Raw genomic sequence first — 20,579 nt, forward strand, 5'->3', positions numbered from 1 at the left:
GACGGAATTGCAGTCGGGACGCTACCTGCGCCGACGTCCTGCTGGCGGCCGGGACTGGCCTGTTAGTGGTGCTCACGACGGTGATCGGGGAGGGCGATCCGGTCGGGCTGCGGCCGGTGCCGGCGGCCGGCTGGCTGCTGATGTTCGTGGGCTGCGGCGCGCTGACGTTCCGGCGCCGGTTCCCGGTCGCGGTGGGCGTCGTCACGCTGCTGGCCTCGACGATCTACTACCCGGCCATCAACCCCGACGGCGCGCTGCTGGTCACGCTGATCATCGCGCTGTACACGCTGGCGTCGGCCGGCCGGATCGTCGCGGCTGCGGTCATCGGCGGGCTGGCCATCGCCGGCTCTGCGTTCGGTGAGTACGGCACGGACGCGTCCCCGCTCGGCGACGCCGGGATGTTTATGCTGGTCAGCTGGCTGGTGGCGGCCGTCGCGATCGGGGCGGTCATGCACAGCACACGGCGCGAGCGCGAGGAGGCGCTGCGGCGCCGGGCGACGGAGGAGCGGCTGCGCATCGCCCGCGAGCTGCACGACGTTCTCGGGCACAACATCTCGCTGATCAACGTCCAGGCCGGGGCCGCGCTGCATGCCCTGTCGCGGGACGGCGCGGACGGGCCGGCCGCGGAGGCGCTGACCGCGATCAAGGAGACCAGCCGCGAGGCGCTCCGCGAGCTGCGCGGCACCCTCGGCGTGCTGCGGCAGGTCGACGAGGAGGCCCCGACGGCGCCCGCGCCCGGCCTGCGCCGGCTGCCGGAGCTGGCCGAGCGCAGCCGGGCCGCCGGCCTGTCCGTCGACGTCCGCACCGACGGCGACCCGGTCGGCCTCCGACCGGCGGTCGACCTCGCCGCCTACCGGATCGTCCAGGAGGCGCTCACCAACGTCACCCGGCACGCCGGTGCGGGCCGGGTGACCGTCCGCATCGGGTACGGGCGCGATGATGTGCTGGTGGACGTGAGCGACGACGGACGGGGCGCCGGGGCGCGGGCCGGTGGCGGCAGCGGCATCGACGGCATGCGATCGCGGGCCGAGGCGCTCGGCGGTTCGCTGGAGGCGTCAGACCGTCCTGAGGGCGGCTTCCGGGTGACCGCGCGGCTGCCGTACGGGGGTGCGGCGTGACGACGGTGCTGCTGGCCGACGACCAGCGGCTCGTCCGGGCCGGGTTCCGGTCGATCCTCGACGGCGAGCCGGACCTGGAGGTCGTGGGCGAGGCCGCCGACGGCGCGGAGGCGCTCACGCTGGTGCGCGAGCTGCGGCCGGACGTCGTGCTGATGGACGTGCGGATGCCCGAGCTGGACGGCCTGGAGGCGACGAACCGGATCGTCGCCGACCCCGCGCTGGCCGGCGTCCGCGTCGTCATCCTCACCACGTTCGACCTCGACGACTACGTGTACGGCGCGTTGCGGGCCGGGGCCAGCGGGTTCCTCGTCAAGGACACCGAGCCGATGGAGCTGATCCACGCCGTCCGGGTCGTGGCCCGCGGCGACGCGCTGATCGCCCCGTCCGTCACCAGGCGGCTGATCTCCGAGATCGCCGGCCGGGCCGCCAAGCCGGTCCCGAACACCCGGCTCAACGCGCTGACCGAGCGGGAGCGCGAGGTGCTCGAGCTGGTCGCGGCAGGGCTGTCGAACGACGAGATCGCCGACCGGCTCGTGCTCAGCCCGGCGACGGCGAAGACGCACGTCAGCCGCATCCTCACCAAGCTCGACGCGCGCGACCGCGCCCAGCTGGTCGTGCTCGCCTACGAGGCCGGGCTGGTGACGCCCGGCTGGCTGGGCTGAGGGCGCCGCAGCCGCGCGACCAGCGCGTGGACGGCGGCGCACCCGGCGGCGACGGCGGGCGCGGCGAGCAGCGTGTGCGCCAGCCCGTCCGGCGGCAGCAGCAGGCCGAGCACGCCAGACAGTCCCGGCTCGTCGGCGATGCCGGGCGCCGCGTCGACGACGCCCTCGTGCGCCACCACTGCGGCCGTGTACGCGTACCAGACCGCCAGCAGCGTCGTCGCCGGCCGCGGGCGCACCGGCTGGGTGTGCACCTGGAAGTAGGCCACCGCGAAGACCAGCATGAACACCTGGATCGCGTAGATCCGCACCAGCCGCGCGCGCCCGTCGTCGAGCACCAGGTCGGACGGGCCCTGACGCGGCGGTGCCGGCGGGGGTGGGGGCGGCGGAGCCAACTCCAGGCGTACGTGATCACCCCGAGGACGCAACTCCTGGAGTACGTCAGGTGTCCGCTCCAGCCGGACGCGCACGGCGGTGCCGTCGCCCGATCCTCGTCAATGGCCGGGAGAACCCGGCATGAACGAGGGAGGACAGGATCATGGGGCTGGAACGGCTCGCCGCCTGGTCGCAGCGGCACCACTGGCTGGCCATCGGGCTGTGGGTGGCAGTGCTGGCCGGCGTCACGGTGCTGTCGCAGGCCGTCGGCGACGACTACCACGACGAGCACACGCTGCCGGGCACGGAGTCGCAGCTGCTGTCGGACACGCTCGAGGACGCCGCCCCCGCGCAGGCCGGCGACTCCGTCCAGGTCGTGCTGCACGACGAGGACGGCGTCGAGGCGCAGCGGGACCGCATCGAGCCCATGCTCGGCGACCTGAGCATGCTGCCGCACGTCGCCCACGTCGCTGACCCGTTCGACACGCCGGGCACGGTGTCCGGCGACGGCACCATCGCGTACGTGACTGTGACGCTGGACGGCGCCGCCGCGGACGTGCCGGCCGACGCCGTCCGCGACATCATCGACACCGCCCAGGCCGCGTCCGGGGACGGGCTCGACGTCGAGCTGGGCGGCGACGCCGTCCGCGGCGCCGAGGAGTCCGAGGGCGGAGCCGCCGAGGGCGCCGGCATGCTGGCGGCGCTGGTGATCCTCGTGTTCATGTTCGGCTCGTTCCTGGCCGCGACGCTGCCACTGATCACCGCGGTGTTCGCGGTCGGCTCGACGCTGGGTGTGATCGTCCTGCTCTCCAACGTCGTCACGATCGCGACGTATACGGCGCCGCTGATGATGCTGGTCGGCATCGGCGTCGGCATCGACTACGCGCTGCTGGTGTTCGCCCGGTACCGCTCGGAGCTGCTGGCCGGCGCCGACCGGCAGCAGGCCGCTCGGACCGCGCTGGACACCGCGGGCCGCTCGGTGATCTTCGCCGGCTGCACCGTGATCATCGCGCTGCTCGGGCTGTTCGCGCTGGGCCTGGGCTCGCTGCAGGGCGTGGCGCTCGCCGTGGCGCTGACCGTGCTGGTCACCATGCTCGCGTCGCTGACGCTGATGCCGTCGCTGCTGACGGTGTTCGGCAAGCGGATCGAGAAGCGGATCCTCACCCACGCGCAGCGGTCGAAGCGGCAGCCCGGCGCCCGGTGGCGGCGCCTGGCCGACGCGGTCCGGCGCCGGCCGCTGCCCGCGCTCGTCGCCGCGGTCGCCGTCCTGCTCGCACTGTCCGCGCCCGCGCTCGGCATGCGGCTCGGGTTCGCCGACGCCGGCCACGAGGCCACGTCGTCGACCAGCCGGCAGGCCTACGACCTGCTCGCCGCGGGGTTCGGCCCAGGCTTCAACGGTCCGCTGATCGTGCTGGCGGAGGGCGCGTCCGACGGCGGCGCCGCGCTGGCGTCGACGCTGGAGGAGACCGACGGCATCGCCGGCGTCGCGCCGCCGCAGCCGTTGCCGGACACCGACCTGACGCTGGTGGTCACCTTCCCGGACTCCGCGCCGCAGGACGCCGCGACCGCCGAGCTCGTCCACCGGCTGCGCGACGACGTGCTGCCGCCGCTGGAGGAGTCGACCGGGGCGACCTACCTGGTCGGCGGGTCGACGGCCGCCGCGGAGGACTTCTCCGCCGCCGTCAGCGACCGGCTGCCGCTGTTCGTCGCCGTCGTCGTCGGGCTGTCCGCACTGCTGCTCACGGCCGTCTTCCGGTCGGTCTGGGTGCCGGTGAAGGCGGCCGTGCTGAACCTGCTGAGCATCGGCGCGTCGCTGGGCGTCGTGACGCTGGTGTTCGGGGAGGGGTTGTTCGGCGTGCCGGCCGGCCCGGTCGAGGCGTTCGTCCCGGTGATGATCTTCGCGATCGTGTTCGGCCTGTCGATGGACTACGAGGTCTTCCTTGTGTCGCGGATGCACGAGGAGTGGCGCCGGTCCGGCAACGCCGTCCGCGCCGTTCGCGAGGGCCTGGCCACGACCGGCGGGGTGATCACGGCGGCGGCGGCGATCATGGTCGTGGTGTTCGGGGCGTTCCTGCTCAGCCCGGACCGGATGCTGCAGCAGTTCGGCCTCGGCCTCGCGGTGGCCGTCTTCCTGGACGCCGTGGTCATCCGCTGCCTGATCGTGCCGGCCGTGATGAGCCTGCTGGGGGAGCGGGCGTGGTGGCTGCCGCGCTGGCTGGACCGGATCCTGCCGCACATCGCGCTGGAGCGGGCCGACCGGCTCACGCGGGACGACGCCGTCGCCGCCGGCCGCGAGCGGTAGCCGATGGACGTGCTGGAGCTGGCGCGCCTGCAGTTCGCGCTGACGGCGGGCGCCCACTTCCTCTTCGTCGCGCTGACGCTCGGGCTGGCCACCGTCGTCGCCGTCCTGCAGACCCGGGCCACCGTCGGGCGCAGCGCGATCCATGCCCGGATGACCCGGTTCTGGGGCCGGCTCTACGTGATCAACTACGCGATGGGGATCGTCACCGGGCTGGTCATGGAGTTCCAGCTGGGCCTGAGCTGGAGCGGGCTGACGCACTTCGCCGGCAACGTGGTGGGCGCATCGCTGGCGATGGAGACGCTGGTGGCGTTCTTCGTCGAGTCGACGTTCCTCGGCCTGTGGGTCTTCGGCTGGGACAAGCTGAACCGGTGGGCGCACCTGGCCGCGATCTGGGTGGTGACGCTGACGGCGTACGCGTCGGCGTACTGGATCCTGGTGGCGAACGGGTTCATGCAGAACCCGGTCGGCGCGGCGCCCGGCGGCGAGGGGCTGCGGCTCACCGACGCCGCCGCGGTGCTGACGAACCCGAGCACGCTGCAGGCGTTCTGGCACGTGCTGGCCGGCGCTCTGGTCACGGCCGGGTTCTTCCTCGCCGGGGTGAGCGCCTGGCACCTGCTGCGGCGCACGCCCGAGGCGGAGTTCTTCGGCCGGTCGCTGCGGATCGGGGTGTTCGTCGCCGCGCCGGCGCTGTTCGCGTCCGCGGTCACCGGTGGCCGCCAGCTGCAGCTGATTCGGGACATCCAGCCGCACAAGTGGGCCGAGTTCAGTGACGGCTCCAGCGCGGCCAGGGTCGGCGCGCTGCTCATGCTGACGAGCTTCGCGGCGATGTTCTTCTTCTCGCTGCTGAACGTGCTGCTGGCGCTGTCGCGACGGGTGATCGTGACGGCGCGCCTGTGGCACGTCGCGTTGATCGCGGCGATCCCGCTGCCGTACGTCGCGATGATCTCTGGGTGGGTGTTCCGCGAGGTGGGCCGCCAGCCGTGGGTCGTCGACGGGCTCCTGACCACGCAGGACGCGGTGTCGGACCTCTCGCCGTCGGCGATCCGGTTCTCGTTCGCGCTGTTCGGGACCGCGTTCGCGGTGCTCATCGCGGTCAACACGTGGCTGCTGGCCCGGCAGGCGCGGCGCGGCCCCGATCCTGTGACGCGAGGCCCGGAGCCGGTGACCCAGGGGGTGCTCGTATGACAGAGACGATGGCCGCGGTGCTGCTCGGGTTCTTCGCCACGGGCTACTTCGTGCTCGGCGGCGCGGACATCGGCGTCGGCATGATGCTGCCGTTCCTCGGCCGCGACGGCGGCCGGCGGCGGCTGGTCGTCGCCACGATCGTCCCGTTCTTCCTGGCCAACGAGGTGTGGCTGGTGGCGACCGCCGGCCTGCTCATCGGCGCGTTCCCGGCCCTGGAGGCGGAGCTCTTCCCGGGCCTGTTCCCGCTGATCGTCGCGCTGGTGACCGGGTGGATCGTCCGCGACATGGGGCTGTGGTCGCGGGAGCGCGCGGGCGCCCGGGTGTGGCCCGCGGTCTGTGACACCGTGGTGACGCTGGGCTCATGGACGGTCGCGGGCGCGTGGGCGTGGATCCTGGCCGGGCTGCTGACCGGCGTGACGGACGGTGTCGCCGGCGGCGCCGTGGTGGCCCTGCTCGGCGCCGTCGTCGTCGCGCTGTTCGCGCTGCACGGCCTGGCCTTCGCCGGGCTTCGGCTGCCCGGCCGGACGGGAGGGCGCGCGAGGTTCGCGCTGACGGCGGGCGCGCTGGCCGCGGTCGTGCTCGCCGTCGGCGCCCGGCTCGAGTTCGCCGGCTCGGCCGCCGACGACGCCACGCTGCGGCTGCTCGTCCCGGCGGTGGGCGCCGTGCTGCCGTTGCTGCTGATCGGCCAGGTGGTGACGTGGTGGGTCTTCCGGCACCGCGTCGCCGGCCCGTCGTCCCCGTAGCGCGGGCCGGCGACGACGTCAGCCGGAGACGAGCTGGTCGGCGGGGACGGAGAGGCGGACCATCTCGCCGTCGACCCGATGGACATCGTCCGCCGCGGCGTAGAGGTCCCTGGCCATCGCCCGGTCCACCCGCAGGTAGCCGACCCGGCGGAACCGGGCGATCTCCTGCTCGGGCAGGTCCGGGCCGCTCCAGATCGCCCGGGCCGCGGTGCCGACGAGGTCGTCGCCGCCGGGTGCCGGCTCCTGGCCGGCCGTAGTGACCGCCTCGGGGTCGCCGAGCTTCACCTCCGCGACGGGGCCCAACTCCTCACCGAGGGCGTCGACCACCGTCATTCCTTCGCGCACGTCGCCGAGCCGGTCGGCCGCGTCGTTCCCGTTGGTCATGCCGTGCTCATACCCGTTCCCGGCGGCGCCAAGCGGTGCGGTCAGGACGGGCGGCGCACCTCGGTGTGGAAGCAGCCGAACTCGACCGCGCGGACGTGGACGACCTGGACCGCCGGGTCGGCGAAGAGGTCGTCCAGCGCGGCCGCCGCGACCTCCTCGGCATGCCCGCGCGCGGGGTCGACGAGCCGGCCGCCGACGATGTGGCCGCGCTTGTCGTAGCCGCGGAACACCCGGCGGGCCGACGCGACGCCGGCCGGGAACCCGTCGTGGCGCGGCCCGGCGCAGGCCTGAGCGTGCAGGAACACCGGGCCGGTCTCGTCGTAGGCGCCCGGGTCGGCGCCGTGCTCCTCGGCCCACCGGCGCAGCGGCGCATAGGACACGAGGACGAGCGTGTCGCCGGGGACGCTACGGGTCAGGCAGCAGCGCAGCGGCGCGCCGCCCTCGTCGTCGACGAACGGCTCTCGGATCTGCCCGGCGTCGTCCCGCTCGCGCAGCCGGGCGGCGACGTCGGCGGGGATCGGGCGGTAGTCGTACGTGTTCATGAGACCAGCCTCGGCGCCGGAGCGGGGGAACGCTGGCGGGAATCGGACACGGCGTCGGGCTGCCTAGGATGGCCCGGTGCCCGACCTTCCGCTGCCACTGACCACCGGCCGCCTGACCCTGCGCCACTACCTCGAGACCGACCTCGACGACATCCACCGCCTCCACTCCCACCCTGACGTCGCCCGGTACATGTACTGGGAGCCCTGGTCGCGCGGCCGGGCACTGGAGGGTCTGGGCAAGCGGATGCAGCAGACGACGCCCGCGCACGAGGGGGACACGCTCGATCTCGCGGTCGTCCGCACCGCCGACGGCATGTTCCTCGGCGAGGTGCACCTGCACTACGCCAGCGAGACGCACCAGCGCGCCGAGATCGGGTTCGCGTTCCACCCGGATCACCACGGCCAGGGCTACGCCCGTGAGGCCGCAACGGAGCTGCTGCGGCTGGCGTTCGAGACCCTCGGCTTCCGCCGGATCATCGGCCGCTGCGACGCCGCCAACGCCGCCTCCGCCGGCCTCATGGAATGGCTCGGCATGCGCCGCGAGGCCCACCTCGTCGAGAACGAGCTCGTCAAGGGCGTCTTGGCGAGCGAGTACGACTACGCCATGCTCGCGTCCGAATGGGCCGCCCGCGCCGCCTCCGAATGAGTCTCTTCTGCTGCTTCCGTGGGTCGGCGGGTCCCGGTTCGACGGGCGGCCGTTCACGGCGTTCGACCGTTGGTTCTCACGTGAGGTGGCCGATCGTTGATGATCACCGCTGTCCACAAGCACCAACGCCACACCACAAGCCCACGCACGAACCCCGGCTGACGTGCCACGTGCCACGCGCTCGGCAGAACACAACCACCGCGAACGTGTGAGCCGCCAATGAAACTGCCGATGATGGCGTCACTGATCATGAGGATCTGGCGGTCACGGGCGAGGTCGGGTGATCGGCACGGCGACGTCGGCGTCGTCACGGCGTCGGCCGCGCCCGCGGGCCTGGCCGACCCGGCCAGGGCACCGAACACGACCCGGGCGTGTTGACACCAGCGCCAACAGTTGGCGCTCATGTCACCACCCCGCGACCACGACCGGCCCCCGGGCACGGACGCCCGGCCGCCGCAGCGGGCAGCGCCTGGATGAACTACCCCCATGGCGGCTCACACCGCCGCCACCGAGTTGATCATGGAGAAGGGGTCGGGTTTCCCGCGACTGCAGAGCCGACCTTCTCCATGATCAAGCCGTACCCGGTCGTCGTCGCCGTGTGCGCCAGCCCCGTACGACACGCTGACGGCGCAGACGACCCGTCCGACATCGGACCGGTTGTCCGCCGCCGCCACCACCCGCAACACCCCGAGCGTCCGTCACCCACCGCGGCCGCTCACGGGCGAGATGGACCCACGGATCGAGCAGAAGACCCCCGAATGATCAAGTCAAGTTGGGTTGATCACGTGATCATTTACGGGTCGGCGTCAGACCAGCCCGGCGTCGTGCACGAGCAGCGCGATCTGTACCCGGTTGTTGAGGCCCAGCTTCGTCAGCACCCGCGAGACGTGCGCCTTCACCGTCGCGACGCTCATGAACAGCTCAGCGCTGATCTCGGCGTTCGACTTGCCGTGGGCGATCGCGACCGCCACCTCCAGCTCCCGCTCGGACAGCTCGGCCAGCTGCTTCTCCGCCCGCCGGGCCCGGCCGCCGCCGTCGCCGTCGGACACGTGCGCGATGAGCTGCCGGGTGACCGACGGCGACAGGATCGGCTCGCCGGCCGCCGCGCGCCGGACCGCTGTGACGATGTCGGCCGGCGGCGTGTCCTTCAGCAGGAACCCGGTCGCGCCGGCCCGCAGCGCGCGCAGCACGTGGTCGTCGGTGTCGAACGTCGTGAGGATGACGATCTCCGGCGGGTCGGTGCGCCGGCGCAGCGCCTCGGTGGCTGCCAGGCCGTCGACCCGGGGCATCCGGATGTCCATGAGCACGACGTCGGGCCGGGCCGACTCCACCATCGCCGGCACGTCGGCGCCGTCGGCCGCCTCGCCGACGATATCGAGGTCGGGCACGCCGGCCAGCATCATCGACAGCCCGGCCCGCACGAGGGCGTCGTCGTCGACGATGAGGATCCTGGTGACCGCTGGCTCGGGCTCGGACGTCATGCCGGCCACGGTAGCCAGGCGTGGACCCGGAAGTCGCCGTCAGCGGTGATTCCGTGCTCCAATGAGCCACCGGCCAGCTCGACCCGCTCGGCCAGCCCGATGAGCCCGGTGCCGGTGCCGGGGATCTCCGAGCGACCCGCCGAACCGACCGGCATGCGGTTGCGCACCTCGACGGCCAGTCCGCCGCCCGGCCCGCCGGTCAGCGTGACGCAGACGCCGGTGCCGCGGGCGTGCTTGCGCACGTTGGTGAGCGCCTCCTGCACGACGCGGTAGGCGCAGCGGGCCACGACCGGCGGCGGCTCGGCGCCGGCGCCGGCGAGCTCGTCGACGACGGTGACCCGCATGCCGGCCTGCCGTGACTCGTCGACCAGCGCCGGCAGCTGCGCCAGCGTGGGCTGTGGCCGGTCGGGGTCGTCGTCGGAGGACGGCGCCCGCAGGACGCCGATGATCTCGCGCAGGTCCTGGAGCGCCTGATGCGCGCTGGCCCGGATGACGCCGGCGGCGTTCGCCACGTCCTCTCGCGGAGCGTCCGGACGGTACTCCAGGGCGCCGGCGTGCACGCTGAGCAGCGAGATGCGGTGCGCCAACACGTCGTGCATCTCGCGGGCGATGCGCTCGCGCTCGAGGTGACGCGCCCGCTCGACCCGCAGCGCCGCCTCGGACTCGGCCTGGTAGGCCCGCTCGCGCAGCGACAGCACCAGCTGGCGGCGCGAGCGCACGAGCATGCCCCACAGCGTGATCGCGGCGATGCCGAAGACGGTGAGCAGTGCCATCCACTGGAACGACAGCTCGGGGTCGGGGTAGATGCGATAGAAGACCAGGCCCGACAGGGCGCCCAACGCGGCGACGGCGGCGGCCACCGCCCAGCGGCGGTGCACGGCGACGGTGAACATGAGGATGAGGCCCGCGCCCGCGGCCGACGACACCCCGATGGACAGCAGCGTCACGACGACGGCGAGCTGCACCGGCCAGCGCCGGCGCCACCACAGCGTCAGGCAGGCCATCGCGCCGGCGACGAGGTCGAGAAGCTGGACCGGTTCCGGCGGATCGGTCTGCATCGCCGTGTCGTAGGACATCAGGCCCACGAGGATCGCGACCACGAAGCACAGCGTGTCGATGATCCAGTCCCGCACCGACCGCCGCACCCGCCCGCGCCGGGCCGGGTCCGCGGCATCGGGGTCGACCCGCAGCATGCCCGGCAGCAGCGCCGGCAGCTCCGGGCTGCTGGCCACGCCGCCGGGCACAGGGGTCGTCATGAGACAGCACGCTACGAGCCGATCGGCGCGGACGGATAGCGACGAAGGTCGATCACGCCCTAGACCTTGGTCGGACGGCGGCAGCCTTCGGGCCGACGCGCGTGGCCGGGTGGCGCGGCCAGGGTGGATGCCATGATCACTGTCGAGCACCTGACGAAGCGGTACGGCGCCTTCACCGCCGTGAGCGACGTGTCGTTCACCTGCGTCCCCGGCACCGTCACCGGCTTCCTCGGCCCGAACGGCGCCGGGAAGTCCACCACGATGCGGATGATCAGCGGCCTGACCCCGCCGTCGTCCGGCACCGCCACCGTCAACGGCGTCGCCTTCCGCGACCTCCCCAACCCGGGCCGGCACATCGGTGTCCTGCTGGACGCGTCCGCCCAGCACTCCGGCCGCACTGGCCGCGAGATCCTGTCGCTGTCGGCCCAGCTGCTCGGTGTCGGCCAGAAGCGGGTCGACGCGATGCTCGAGCTGGTCGGCCTGGCCGGCCCGGCGGAGAAGCGCCGCGTCGGCAACTACTCGCTCGGCATGCGGCAGCGGCTCGGCCTCGCGCACGCCCTGCTCGGCGACCCCACTGCGCTGATGCTCGACGAGCCGGCCAACGGCCTCGACCCCGAGGGCATCTTCTGGATGCGCGGCGTCCTACGCGACTTCGCCGACCGCGGCGGCACCGTCATGCTCTCGTCCCACCTGCTGCGCGAGGTCGAGGCCGTCGCCGACCACCTGGTGGTCATCGGCAACGGCAAGATCGTCGCCGACGGCGCCAAGGACGACCTGCTGCACGCCGGCGGCCTCTACGTCCGCGGGCTCGAGCCCGCCACCCTGGAGAAGGCGCTCACCGAGGCCGGCCTCTCCGTCCAGCCGACCCGCGACGGCGGCTTCAGCGTCGCCGCCGACGCCGAGACCGTCGGGCGCGCCGCGCTGGCCTCCGGCGTCGTCCTGCTGGAGCTGCGGAACGCCGACTCCGGAGGCCTGGAGGAGATGTTCCTCCGTCTCACCTCGAAGCACGACGCCAGTGACTCGAAGAAGGAAGCCGCCTGATGTCCACCCTCGCCACCACCCCGGCCGCCGGCACGCACCGGCCCGCTCGCACCAGCCGTCCGTCGCTCGCCCGGCTCACCGCCGTCGAGCTGCGCAAGGCCACCGACACCCGGGCCGGCTTCTGGGTGCTCGCGATCATCGCACTGGCCGCGCTCGGCATGGTCCTCATCCAGATCTTCACCGGCCGGGCGGAGGACCGCACGTTCGCCGAGTTCTTCGGCGGCGCCCAGCTGCCGGTGGGCCTCCTGCTCCCGGTCGTCGGCATCCTGGCCGTCACCGGTGAGTGGTCGCAGCGCACCACGCTGAGCACGTTCGCGCTGGAGCCGCGGCGCGAGCGGGTTGTCGCGGCCAAGCTGTCCGCAGCCGTCCTGATGGCCGTCGGCGTCGTCGTCGCGAGCCTCGCCTGGGCCGCGCTAGCCAACGTCGTCGCCCCGCTGGTCACCGACGCGGACGCGAGCTGGAGCTTCAGCGCCGAGGGCCTCGGCCGGGTGGTGCTCTTCCAGGTCGTCAACGTGCTGATCGGCACCGCGTTCGGCCTGGCGCTGCTGAGCACGCCGCTGGCGATCGTCCTGTACTTCCTGCTGCCGACCCTGTGGACCATCCTCGGCAGCACGATCTCCGCGCTCGAGACCCCGGCCGAGTGGCTGGACCTCTCGAACACCACGATGCCGCTGATCGACGGCGACATGACCGGTGAGGCGTGGGGCCGGCTGGGCACGTCGCTCGCCGTGTGGCTGGTCGTCCCGCTGGCCTTCGGCCTGTGGCGGGTGCTGCGGTCGGAGATCAAGTGAGCCGTATCGGGCCTGGCGGCGAGGCGGTGGTCGGCCGCTCGGTCTGGGAGGCGGTACTGGTCTGGGCCGGGTTCCCGGTACTGGGTGCGCTGCTCGGGCTGGGCGTCCGGCCGCTGGCCGACTGGATCCTCGAGACGTCCTGGGTGCCCGACATCGGCCCCGCCAGGTTCGTCGCCGAGCTGCCGCAGCCGCAGGCGTCCATCGCGACGGTCGCCGCGGGCGTGGTGCTCGGCGTCGTCGTGGCGTTGACGGCGCAGGGCGAGGTGCTGCGCGTCGGCGTCGGCCCGTCCGCCGTCACGCTGACCCGCGACGGCACGACCCGCACCATCGCCAGGGGCGATGTCACCGCGGTGTTCGCCGACGGCAAGGAGTTGGTGCTGACCGGCCGGTCCGGCGAGGAGCTGGCCCGGGAGAAGTCCGACCTCGCGACGGGGCGGCTGGCGGCGGCGTTCACGGGGCAGGGCTACCCGTGGCGGGCCGACGGCGACCCGCACCGCGACGAGTACCGCCGCTGGGTGCCGGACGAGCCGGAGCTGCCGGCCGGCGCGAACGCCGTTCTCAAGGCCCGGGCCGGGGCACTGGAGAAGGGCGACCAGAAGGACCTCGCCGAGCTGCGCGAGGAACTGGGCAAGCTCGGGGTCGTGGTGCGTGACCAGGACAAGCGGCAGTACTGGCGGCGTGCCAGGATAGGCGGATGACGCAGACCCCCGCCGCGCCACCGAGCAGCGCCGACGCCGAGGTCGTCGACCTCTGCCGCGACCTGCTGCGCATCGACACCTCGAACTTCGGCGACAGCAGCGGCCCTGGCGAGCGCAAGGCCGCTGAGTACGTGGCCGAGAAGCTCGCCGAGGTCGGCCTCGACCCCGTCGTGTTCGAGTCCGAGCCGGGGCGCACCACCGTCGTCGCCCGGGTCGAGGGCGCCGACCCTGGCCGATCCGACGCGCTGCTCATGCACGGCCACCTCGACGTCGTCCCGGCCGACGCCGACGACTGGACGCACGACCCGTTCTCCGGCGAGATCGCCGACGACTGCCTGTGGGGGCGCGGCGCCGTCGACATGAAGGACATGGACGCCATGATCCTGGCCGTCGTGCGGCACCGGCTGCGCACCGGCCGGCGCCCGGCCCGTCCGCTGATCCTCGCCTTCCTCGCCGACGAGGAGGCGGGCGGCGGGCTCGGTGCCCACTGGGCCGTCGACCACCGGCCGGAGCTGTTCGAGGGCGCGACGGAGGCCATCAGCGAGGTCGGCGGGTTCAGCCTCACCGTCAACGACGATCTTCGCTTGTACCTGGTCGAGACCGCCGAGAAGGGCATCGACTGGATGAAGCTGACCGTCACCGGCCGGGCCGGCCACGGCTCCATGGTCAGCGCGAACAACGCCGTCACCGAGCTGGCCGAGGCGGTCGCGCGGGTCGGCCGGTACCAGTGGCCGGTGCGGCTGACGCCCACGGTGCGGTCCTTCCTCGAGGAGGCCGGCCAGGCGTTCGGCTTCGAGTTCGACCCCGACGACCCCGAGCGGCTGCTCGGCCAGCTCGGCAACCTCGGCCGCATCATCGGCGCCACGCTGCGCAACAGCACCAACCCGACCATGCTCAGAGCCGGCTACAAGCACAACGTCATCCCCGGCCGTGCCGAGGCCTACATCGACGGCCGGTTCCTGCCCGGCCAGGAGGCGGAGTTCGCGGCCACCCTCGACGAGCTGCTCGGCCCGAACGTCCAGCGCGAGTCGCTGGTCCACGACATCGCCGTCGAGACCTCCTTCGACGGCCCCCTGGTCGACGCCATGAGCGCGGCGCTGCTGTCCGAGGACCCCGGCGCCCGGACCGTCCCGTACTGCATGTCCGGCGGCACCGACGCGAAGTCGTTCAGCCTGCTGGGCATCCGCAACTTCGGCTTCGCGCCGCTGCGCCTGCCCCCGGACCTCGACTTCGCCGGCATGTTCCACGGCGTCGACGAACGCGTGCCGGTCGACGGGCTCGGCTTCGGCGCCCGCGTCCTCGACCGCTTCCTCGACCTCGCCTGAACACGTCTTGGTTGACGAAATTCGTTCTCGTGGAGCGTCGACGCCGCGAGGTCGCACACGGGCGCGACCCCGGTGGCCGGTGGCGGCATGGAGCACGCGCGCTGGTGGTGCTCGGCCTGCTGCTCGCCGGCGGTGCCGCGATGACGCTGCAGGCCCGGCGGGCCTGACGGTGCCCGCGCGACGCTCTCGCCCGGCTGGTCAGAGCGTCGGGCGCACCCGCATGATCTTGCGACGGAGCACGATCTTGCGCGTGCCGTCGGGGTGGAGGCGCAGCCGAGCGAGTTCCCAGTGCCCGTGCTCCGCCTGCTCGGTCAGCAGGCGGCGAGCCGCACCGCGCGACGTGGTGCGGGGGAGCGAGATGTGCCGGAACTCGTACTCGGTGGCCGGGGAGACTCGGGAACTGAGGCTTCTCGCCACCGACCATTCCATTTACGTATCTTGCCACGACCGAACCGGGTACGGTCGTCGACTGTGACCATGCCGCCGCACGACGCCGAGCGCCTGCAGGCCGCGCTCGACGACCTCACCGACGCCCTGGAAGCCCACCTCAACGCCTGCCTGGCGCGCACCGGTGAATCGGACCCGGTGGTCCAGGCCGCCTACAACAAGCTGCGGATCGCCGCCGACCGCTACGACGACCTCCTCTACGACGTGACCGAGGAGGTCACGCCGTGGGAGTTCCCCGAGGAGCCGCCGAGTGTCGAGTTCGAGGACCTCGACGCCGAGCCGGGCGTGGTCGGCGTGCTGGTCCGCCGCGACTACGAGATCGACGACGCCGACCGGCTGATCGGCGCGGGCCGCGAGGCGTACGGCGAGCTGTACCCGCAGGACGCGCGCGAGTCCGCCGTCGCCGATGTGTCGCACCCGGGCCGGGCGCTGTACCAGATGCTGCACGCCTACGGCGTCGACGGCCTGGACGAGCGGGCCGAGGACGCCGGGCTGCTGCCGCGCGGCGGGACGGTGTGGGTGCAGGCGCTGGGCGAGGCGGACGAGCAGACCCTCACCACCGACCCGTTCGGCGTGGCCGACGAGGACCTCCTGGTCTACCGCGTCGACGAGATCATCCACACCGACGACTGACGTCCGCGCTCAGCGGTTCTCCGGGTAGCCGAACTCGATCGCGGACACCTCGTCCAGCGCGGCCCGGATCTCGGCCGGCAGCTCGAGGTCGTCCGACCCCAGGACGTCGCGCAGCTGTCCGGCCGTGCGGGCGCCGACGATCGCGGCACTGACGCCCGGCCGGTCGCGCACCCACGTCAGCGCGACCTCCAGCGGCAGGGCGTCGAGGCCGTCGGCGGCCGTGCAGACGGCGTCGACGATCTTGGCCGAGCGGCCGTCGAGGTACTTGTCGACGAACGGCGCGAAGTGCGTCGTCGCGGCCCGGGAGTCGGCCGGGGTGCCGCTGCGGTACTTGCCGGTCAGCACACCCCGCCCGAGCGGCGACCACGCCAGCACCCCGAGCCCGAACCGCGATGCCGCCGGCAGCACCTCGCGCTCGACGCCGCGTTCCAGCAGCGAGTACTCGACCTGCGTCGACACCAGCGGCGCCTGCGTCCCGGCGACCCCGCGCTGGTGGACCGCGGCCGCCGCGGTCTGCCAGCCGGCGTAGTTGGAAACACCGGCGTAGCGCGCCCGCCCGGACGTGACGGCGTGCTCCAGCGCGGCCAGCGTCTCCTCCATCGGCGCGGCGTCGCTCCACGCGTCGACCTGCCAGAGGTCGACGTAGTCGAGGTCGAGGCGGTCGAGGGAGTCGTCCAGCTGGTCGAGCAGACCCTTGCGGGACACGTCGACGCGGCCGCCGAGCGTGCGCCGCGTACCGGCCTTCGTCGCGATCAGCAGGTTCGTCCGCGACACCGCGCTGTCCAGCAGCGCGCCGACGAGCTTCTCGCTCTCGCCGCCGCCGTACGACGCCGCGGTGTCGACCAGCGTGCCGCCGGCGTCGGCGTACGCCTTCAACTGCTCCCGCGCGTCGTGCTGGTCGGTGTCGCGTCCCCACGTCATGGTGCCGAGCCCCAGACGCGAGACGTACAGCCCGCTTCCCCCGAGTCGTCGCTGTTCCACGCCGTGAGGCTACCGGGTGCGGCGCGGGCGCGGGCCGCGCATCGCCGACGGGTAGAGTCGCCCGGGATGTCTCGCGGGAGGTGACGGATGCGGCTCGGGCTGAACCTGGGCTACTGGGGCGGTGGCGACAACCACCTGAACCTGGCGCTGGCCAAAGAGGCCGACCGGCTCGGCTACTCCGTGGTGTGGGCCGCCGAGGCGTACGGGTCCGACGCTCCGACGGTGCTCGCCTGGGTGGCGGCGCAGACGGAGCGGGTCGACGTCGGCAGCGCCGTCATGCAGATCCCGGCCCGCACTCCGGCGACGACGGCGATGACGGCCGCCACGCTCGACAGCCTGTCCGGCGGCCGATTCCGCCTCGGCCTCGGCGTCTCCGGCCCGCAGGTCTCGGAGGGCTGGCACGGCGTCCGGTTCGACCACCCGCTGGCCCGCACCCGCGAGTACGTCGACATCGTCCGGCTCGCGCTGTCGCGGCAGCGGCTGGCCTACGACGGCGAGCACTGGCGGCTCCCGCTGCCCGACGGCCCGGGCAAGGCGCTGCAGCTGACGGTGCACCCGGCGCGGCCGTCGATCCCGGTGTACCTGGCCTCGATCGGCCCGCGGAACCTGGAACTGACCGGCGAGATCGCCGACGGCTGGCTGGGCGTCTTCTACGCGCCGGAGCACGCCGCGGAGTCGCTGGACCTGATCCGCGCCGGACGCGACAAGGGCGGCGCGACGATGGACGGGTTCGACGTCGTGCCGACCGTCCCGGTGTCCGTCGGCGACGACCTGGAGGCGTGCGCCGAGCCGGTCCGGGCCTACTCGGCGCTGTACCTCGGCGGCATGGGCAGCCGGCAGCAGAACTTCTACAACGCGCTCGCTGTCCGCATGGGCTTCGGCGACGCCGCGCGCACCGTCCAGGACCTGTTCCTGGATCGCAAGCACCGCGAAGCGGCGGCCGCCGTCCCGCTGGAGTTCGTCGACCGGACGGCGCTCATCGGCCCGCCGAAGCGGATCCGCGACCGGCTGCACGCCTACGCGGAGTCGGGCGTGACGACGCTGTCCGTCGCGACGCACGCCGAGCCGCTGGAGGCCCGCATCGCGGCGCTGCGCACCGTCGCCGAGGCGCTGGACGCCGCCGGACTGGCATCCTGACCGGGTCGTAGGGAGTCGACGCACACATGGAGTGGTTCCACGCCGTCGTGCTGGGCGTGCTGCAGGGTCTGACCGAGTTCCTGCCCATCTCGTCCAGCGCTCACCTGCGGATCTATCCGGAGCTGTTCGGCTGGGAGGACCCGGGCGCCGCGTTCACCGCCGTCACGCAGATCGGCACCGAGTCCGCCGTCATCCTGTACTTCGCCCGCGACATCGGCCGCATCGTCAGCGCGTGGTTCCGCTCGCTGGTCGCCTCGCGCGACTCGCGGGACGGTGCGTCGCGGGGCCGTCGCCGGCGCGCCACGTACGACCCGCAGGACGCTCGCATGGGCTGGTTCGTGATCATCGGCACGCTTCCGATCGGCGCACTCGGCTACGTGCTCAAGGACGTCATCGAGGACGACTTCCGCTCACTGTGGATCATCGCGACCACGCTGGTCGTCCTCGGCATCATCCTGGGCATCGCCGACCGCGTCGGCCGCAAGGAGCGCACCGCCGCCGACCTCACCTACAAGGACGCCGTCCTCATCGGGTTCGCGCAGGCGCTGGCGCTGATCCCGGGCGTGTCCCGGTCCGGCGCGTCGATCAGCATGGGTCTGTTCCTGGGACTGGACCGCAAGGCGGCGGCGCGGTTCGCGTTCCTGCTCGCGATCCCGGCCGTGCTCGGTTCGGGCGTCTTCGAGTGGCCGAGCGCGATGAAGGAGGGGTCGGTCTACGGCGCCGGCCCGACGATCCTGGCGACGATCGTCGCGTTCTTCGTCGGCTTCGGCGTCATCGCCTGGCTGATGTCGTGGCTGGAGAAGCGGTCGTTCGTCCCGTTCATCGTCTACCGCATCGCGCTCGGCGTGTTCACGTTCGCGATGCTGCTGACCGGCACCTGGAGTGCCTAGGGTCGGCACGGGTGGACGAACGGCTGCTGCTGACACTGCTGCGCGAGCAGCACCCCGACCTCGCGGACCTGGACGTCCGTCTGGCGGCCCCGGCTGGGACAACCAACGGAGTACCGGTGGGTGCCGGGCCTCGCTCCGCGGCTGCCGCTGCCGGTCCGGTGCCGCTGCGGATGGGGAAGCCGTCCGCGAGCTTCCCGAAGCCGTGGGCCGTCACGACCTGGGTCACCGGCGAGCCCGGCGATCGCGCCGCGGTCACCCGGGGGCCGCCACGCGGCCGAGGCGCTGCCGGCCGGCGAGTCGGCGCCGGGGCACGTGCACCTCACCCGCCTGAACGCCAGATGGCGTGCGTACGGGTCCCCTGTCACGGCCCTCACGCGGGTGAGGTGTCATCCGGCCGGGTGCCGACGATGCCCGGGGGCGGCGGGCTGGGCGCAGCGGACAAGCCCCGATCAGGATGATCACGTGCACCACGAGATCCCGTGTCGTACTACGCCTGCAATCGTGTGAGGGCCCGGAAGTCCTCGTGATGGCCCGGAACGGCCGCCGGAAGCGTTCGCCACCACCCGCGCTGCCGTTGATCACGGAGAAGGTCGGGCTTGAACCAGCCCACGGCTGGACCCGACCTTCTCCTGATCAACACGGGCTGGGGCGCATCGATGGCTGCGGTACCCACTACGGCCGAGAGTTTGGAGACCGCCGCCTAGGACGCGCCGCCGGGGAGCGGGGCGTTGACGATCCACGGCCACGGGTCGGTGTGCTGGCCGTCGAGGCGCACCTCGAAGTGCAGGTGCGGCCCGGTGGAGTAGCCGGTCGAGCCGATGTTGCCGATGTACTGGCCCTTCTCGACCCGCTGGCCGGGCACCACGATGAGGTCGGACTGGTGGGCGTACATCGTGGTGAGCCGCTGGCCGTTCACCACGCCGTGGTCGACGATCACCATGTTGCCGTAGGCGTCGTTCCACCGCGCATCGACGACGGTGCCGGCGTCGGCGGCGTAGATGCGGCCGTCGCCGCGGCCGAAGTCGAGGCCGGTGTGCATCTTCACGTAGCCGAGGATCGGGTGCAGCCGCTGGCCGTACTCCGACGTCGTCGGGCCGGTGGCGGGCCGGATGAACGACCCGGTGCCGTAGCCGGGCCCGTAGTTCGCCGTGGCCAGCAGCTCGCCGACCTCGGTGGACTGCTGCAGCAGCTCCATGTACCGCTGGTAGTCCTGCAGCCGGGCGTCGGCGGCCGACTGCAGCGCCGCCTCGACCAGCGTCTGGGTGTTGTCGACGACCTGGCGGGCCGCGAGCGCCGCCGCCTCGGCCGTCTCGAGCGCCGCCAGCGACTGGCCGGCCTGGTCGGCCAGCGTCTCCAGCTGCAGCCGCTGGCCCTCCAGCCGGGCGTGCGCGTTGGCCAGCTCGGCCTGGGTGTTCGCCATCTCGCCGAGGGCGCCGTCGGCTGTGCGCAGCAGCGTCCGCATGCCCATGTATCGGGAGGCGAGGTCGTCGGGCGTCTCGGCGCCGAGGACGACGCCCATCGCGGCGAGGTTGTTGCCCTGGTAGGCCTCGCGGGCGATGGTGCCGATGGTGTTGCGGGTGGCGTCGGCGCGGGCGTCGAGCTCGTCGATCTCGCGCTGCGTGCGTGCGACCGACTCGGTGGCGATCTTCAGCTGCTGCCGGGCGTGGACGTCGTTGGCGCGGGCGTCGTCGGCGGCCGCGGAGGCGGTGGCGAACACCTCCTGCGCCGAGCTGAGGTCGGCCATCACCTGCGCGAGCAGCCGCTGCGCCTCGGCGACGGCGACCGTCTGGGCGCCCTGCAGCCCCTGCGCGTAGGCGCTCTCGGGATCGGTGGGCGCCGGGGGCGTCTCGACCGGTGGCGGCGGGACGGTGCCCGGCGGCACGTCGTCGGGCGGGACGTCTGTGGGCGCGCCGTCGGTGGGCGGGTGGACCGGCTGCTGGGTGGC

The 20,579-nt window shown here is 73.1% G+C and carries 22 protein-coding genes; 14 read left to right on the forward strand and 8 right to left on the reverse strand.

Annotation, left to right across the window (positions count from 1 at the left end):
- Positions 1-68 precede the first annotated feature (68 nt).
- Positions 69-1,118, forward strand: a complete 1,050-nt coding sequence (locus tag E1262_RS22155; protein WP_203454196.1) for a sensor histidine kinase — start codon at positions 69-71, stop codon at positions 1,116-1,118.
- Positions 1,115-1,780, forward strand: a complete 666-nt coding sequence (locus tag E1262_RS22160; RefSeq protein WP_132105678.1) for a response regulator — start codon at positions 1,115-1,117, stop codon at positions 1,778-1,780. Before E1262_RS22155 ends, E1262_RS22160 begins: the two co-directional genes overlap by 4 nt.
- On the opposite strand, the gene E1262_RS22165 is transcribed toward E1262_RS22160, so the two are convergent.
- Positions 1,741-2,115: a hypothetical protein gene (locus E1262_RS22165; RefSeq protein ID WP_132105680.1), complete on the reverse strand. Its 375-nt coding sequence runs from the start codon at positions 2,113-2,115 to the stop codon at positions 1,741-1,743. The genes E1262_RS22160 and E1262_RS22165 overlap by 40 nt on opposite strands.
- A 200-nt stretch (positions 2,116-2,315) precedes the next feature.
- On the opposite strand from E1262_RS22165, the gene E1262_RS22170 reads away from it, so the two are divergent.
- The 3 genes from E1262_RS22170 to E1262_RS22180 are packed head-to-tail and all read left to right on the forward strand — an operon-like array spanning position 2,316 to position 6,382.
- Complete coding sequence (locus E1262_RS22170) at positions 2,316-4,454, forward strand: MMPL family transporter (RefSeq protein ID WP_203454198.1); 2,139 nt, start codon at positions 2,316-2,318, stop codon at positions 4,452-4,454.
- A gap of 3 nt (positions 4,455-4,457) precedes the next feature.
- A complete protein-coding gene (locus E1262_RS22175; RefSeq protein ID WP_132105682.1) occupies positions 4,458-5,639 on the forward strand; it encodes a cytochrome ubiquinol oxidase subunit I in 1,182 nt (393 codons plus the stop codon).
- Positions 5,636-6,382, forward strand: coding sequence for a cytochrome d ubiquinol oxidase subunit II (locus E1262_RS22180; RefSeq protein WP_203454200.1), 747 nt, complete (start codon positions 5,636-5,638; stop codon positions 6,380-6,382). The genes E1262_RS22175 and E1262_RS22180 overlap by 4 nt, the downstream gene beginning before the upstream one ends.
- Positions 6,383-6,400: 18 nt before the next feature.
- On the opposite strand, the gene E1262_RS22185 is transcribed toward E1262_RS22180, so the two are convergent.
- Entirely contained in the window at positions 6,401-6,766 is a 366-nt protein-coding gene (locus E1262_RS22185; RefSeq protein ID WP_132105684.1) for a hypothetical protein, read from the reverse strand.
- 41 nt (positions 6,767-6,807) lie between these two features.
- Positions 6,808-7,308 carry a DUF1203 domain-containing protein gene (locus tag E1262_RS22190; RefSeq protein WP_132105687.1) on the reverse strand — a complete coding sequence of 167 codons (501 nt, stop codon included), beginning with the start codon at positions 7,306-7,308 and terminating at the stop codon, positions 6,808-6,810.
- Positions 7,309-7,384: 76 nt separating this feature from the next.
- Between E1262_RS22190 and E1262_RS22195 the strand changes: the two genes are divergently transcribed.
- The gene (locus tag E1262_RS22195; protein WP_132105689.1) at positions 7,385-7,954 is read left to right on the forward strand and encodes a GNAT family N-acetyltransferase; all 570 of its coding nucleotides are present in this window, start codon (positions 7,385-7,387) and stop codon (positions 7,952-7,954) included.
- An 806-nt stretch (positions 7,955-8,760) separates the two neighbouring features.
- Here E1262_RS22195 and E1262_RS22200 read toward each other — a convergent pair.
- Positions 8,761-9,435: a response regulator gene (locus E1262_RS22200; RefSeq protein ID WP_132105691.1), complete on the reverse strand. Its 675-nt coding sequence runs from the start codon at positions 9,433-9,435 to the stop codon at positions 8,761-8,763.
- Positions 9,432-10,691 carry a sensor histidine kinase gene (locus E1262_RS22205; RefSeq protein ID WP_132105694.1) on the reverse strand — a complete coding sequence of 420 codons (1,260 nt, stop codon included), beginning with the start codon at positions 10,689-10,691 and terminating at the stop codon, positions 9,432-9,434. The genes E1262_RS22200 and E1262_RS22205 overlap by 4 nt, the downstream gene beginning before the upstream one ends.
- Before the next feature lie 132 nt (positions 10,692-10,823).
- On the opposite strand from E1262_RS22205, the gene E1262_RS22210 reads away from it, so the two are divergent.
- The 5 genes from E1262_RS22210 to E1262_RS30475 are packed head-to-tail and all read left to right on the forward strand — an operon-like array spanning position 10,824 to position 14,713.
- Positions 10,824-11,732 carry an ABC transporter ATP-binding protein gene (locus E1262_RS22210; RefSeq protein WP_132105697.1) on the forward strand — a complete coding sequence of 303 codons (909 nt, stop codon included), beginning with the start codon at positions 10,824-10,826 and terminating at the stop codon, positions 11,730-11,732.
- Positions 11,732-12,523, forward strand: coding sequence for an ABC-2 transporter permease (locus E1262_RS22215; RefSeq protein ID WP_132105700.1), 792 nt, complete (start codon positions 11,732-11,734; stop codon positions 12,521-12,523). The genes E1262_RS22210 and E1262_RS22215 overlap by 1 nt, the downstream gene beginning before the upstream one ends.
- Entirely contained in the window at positions 12,520-13,221 is a 702-nt protein-coding gene (locus E1262_RS22220) for a YqeB family protein (RefSeq protein WP_203454202.1), read from the forward strand. The genes E1262_RS22215 and E1262_RS22220 overlap by 4 nt, the downstream gene beginning before the upstream one ends.
- Complete coding sequence (locus tag E1262_RS22225; RefSeq protein WP_132105702.1) at positions 13,218-14,546, forward strand: M20/M25/M40 family metallo-hydrolase; 1,329 nt, start codon at positions 13,218-13,220, stop codon at positions 14,544-14,546. Before E1262_RS22220 ends, E1262_RS22225 begins: the two co-directional genes overlap by 4 nt.
- A gap of 29 nt (positions 14,547-14,575) precedes the next feature.
- Positions 14,576-14,713, forward strand: coding sequence for a hypothetical protein (locus E1262_RS30475; RefSeq protein ID WP_162606031.1), 138 nt, complete (start codon positions 14,576-14,578; stop codon positions 14,711-14,713).
- Positions 14,714-14,744: 31 nt separating this feature from the next.
- Here E1262_RS30475 and E1262_RS22230 read toward each other — a convergent pair whose 3' ends face one another.
- Positions 14,745-14,963, reverse strand: a complete 219-nt coding sequence (locus tag E1262_RS22230) for a DUF5703 family protein (RefSeq protein ID WP_238993014.1) — start codon at positions 14,961-14,963, stop codon at positions 14,745-14,747.
- 60 nt (positions 14,964-15,023) lie between these two features.
- On the opposite strand from E1262_RS22230, the gene E1262_RS22235 reads away from it, so the two are divergent.
- The gene (locus E1262_RS22235; protein ID WP_132105706.1) at positions 15,024-15,626 is read left to right on the forward strand and encodes a hypothetical protein; all 603 of its coding nucleotides are present in this window, start codon (positions 15,024-15,026) and stop codon (positions 15,624-15,626) included.
- 9 nt (positions 15,627-15,635) lie between these two features.
- On the opposite strand, the gene E1262_RS22240 is transcribed toward E1262_RS22235, so the two are convergent.
- Positions 15,636-16,607 (reverse strand): aldo/keto reductase, encoded by a 972-nt coding sequence (locus E1262_RS22240; RefSeq protein ID WP_132105709.1) that lies wholly within the window; start codon positions 16,605-16,607, stop codon positions 15,636-15,638.
- A gap of 87 nt (positions 16,608-16,694) precedes the next feature.
- Between E1262_RS22240 and E1262_RS22245 the strand changes: the two genes are divergently transcribed.
- Entirely contained in the window at positions 16,695-17,744 is a 1,050-nt protein-coding gene (locus E1262_RS22245) for an LLM class F420-dependent oxidoreductase (protein WP_132105712.1), read from the forward strand.
- 26 nt (positions 17,745-17,770) lie between these two features.
- Complete coding sequence (locus E1262_RS22250; RefSeq protein ID WP_132105715.1) at positions 17,771-18,634, forward strand: undecaprenyl-diphosphate phosphatase; 864 nt, start codon at positions 17,771-17,773, stop codon at positions 18,632-18,634.
- 700 nt (positions 18,635-19,334) lie between these two features.
- Here the strand turns inward: E1262_RS22250 and E1262_RS22260 are convergent.
- The coding region (locus E1262_RS22260; protein WP_132105718.1) for a peptidoglycan DD-metalloendopeptidase family protein at positions 19,335-20,579 on the reverse strand (1,245 nt) is incomplete at its 5' end.

This window comes from Jiangella aurantiaca, assembly GCF_004349105.1.
In the GTDB taxonomy this organism is placed as follows: Bacteria; Actinomycetota; Actinomycetes; order Jiangellales; family Jiangellaceae; genus Jiangella; species Jiangella aurantiaca.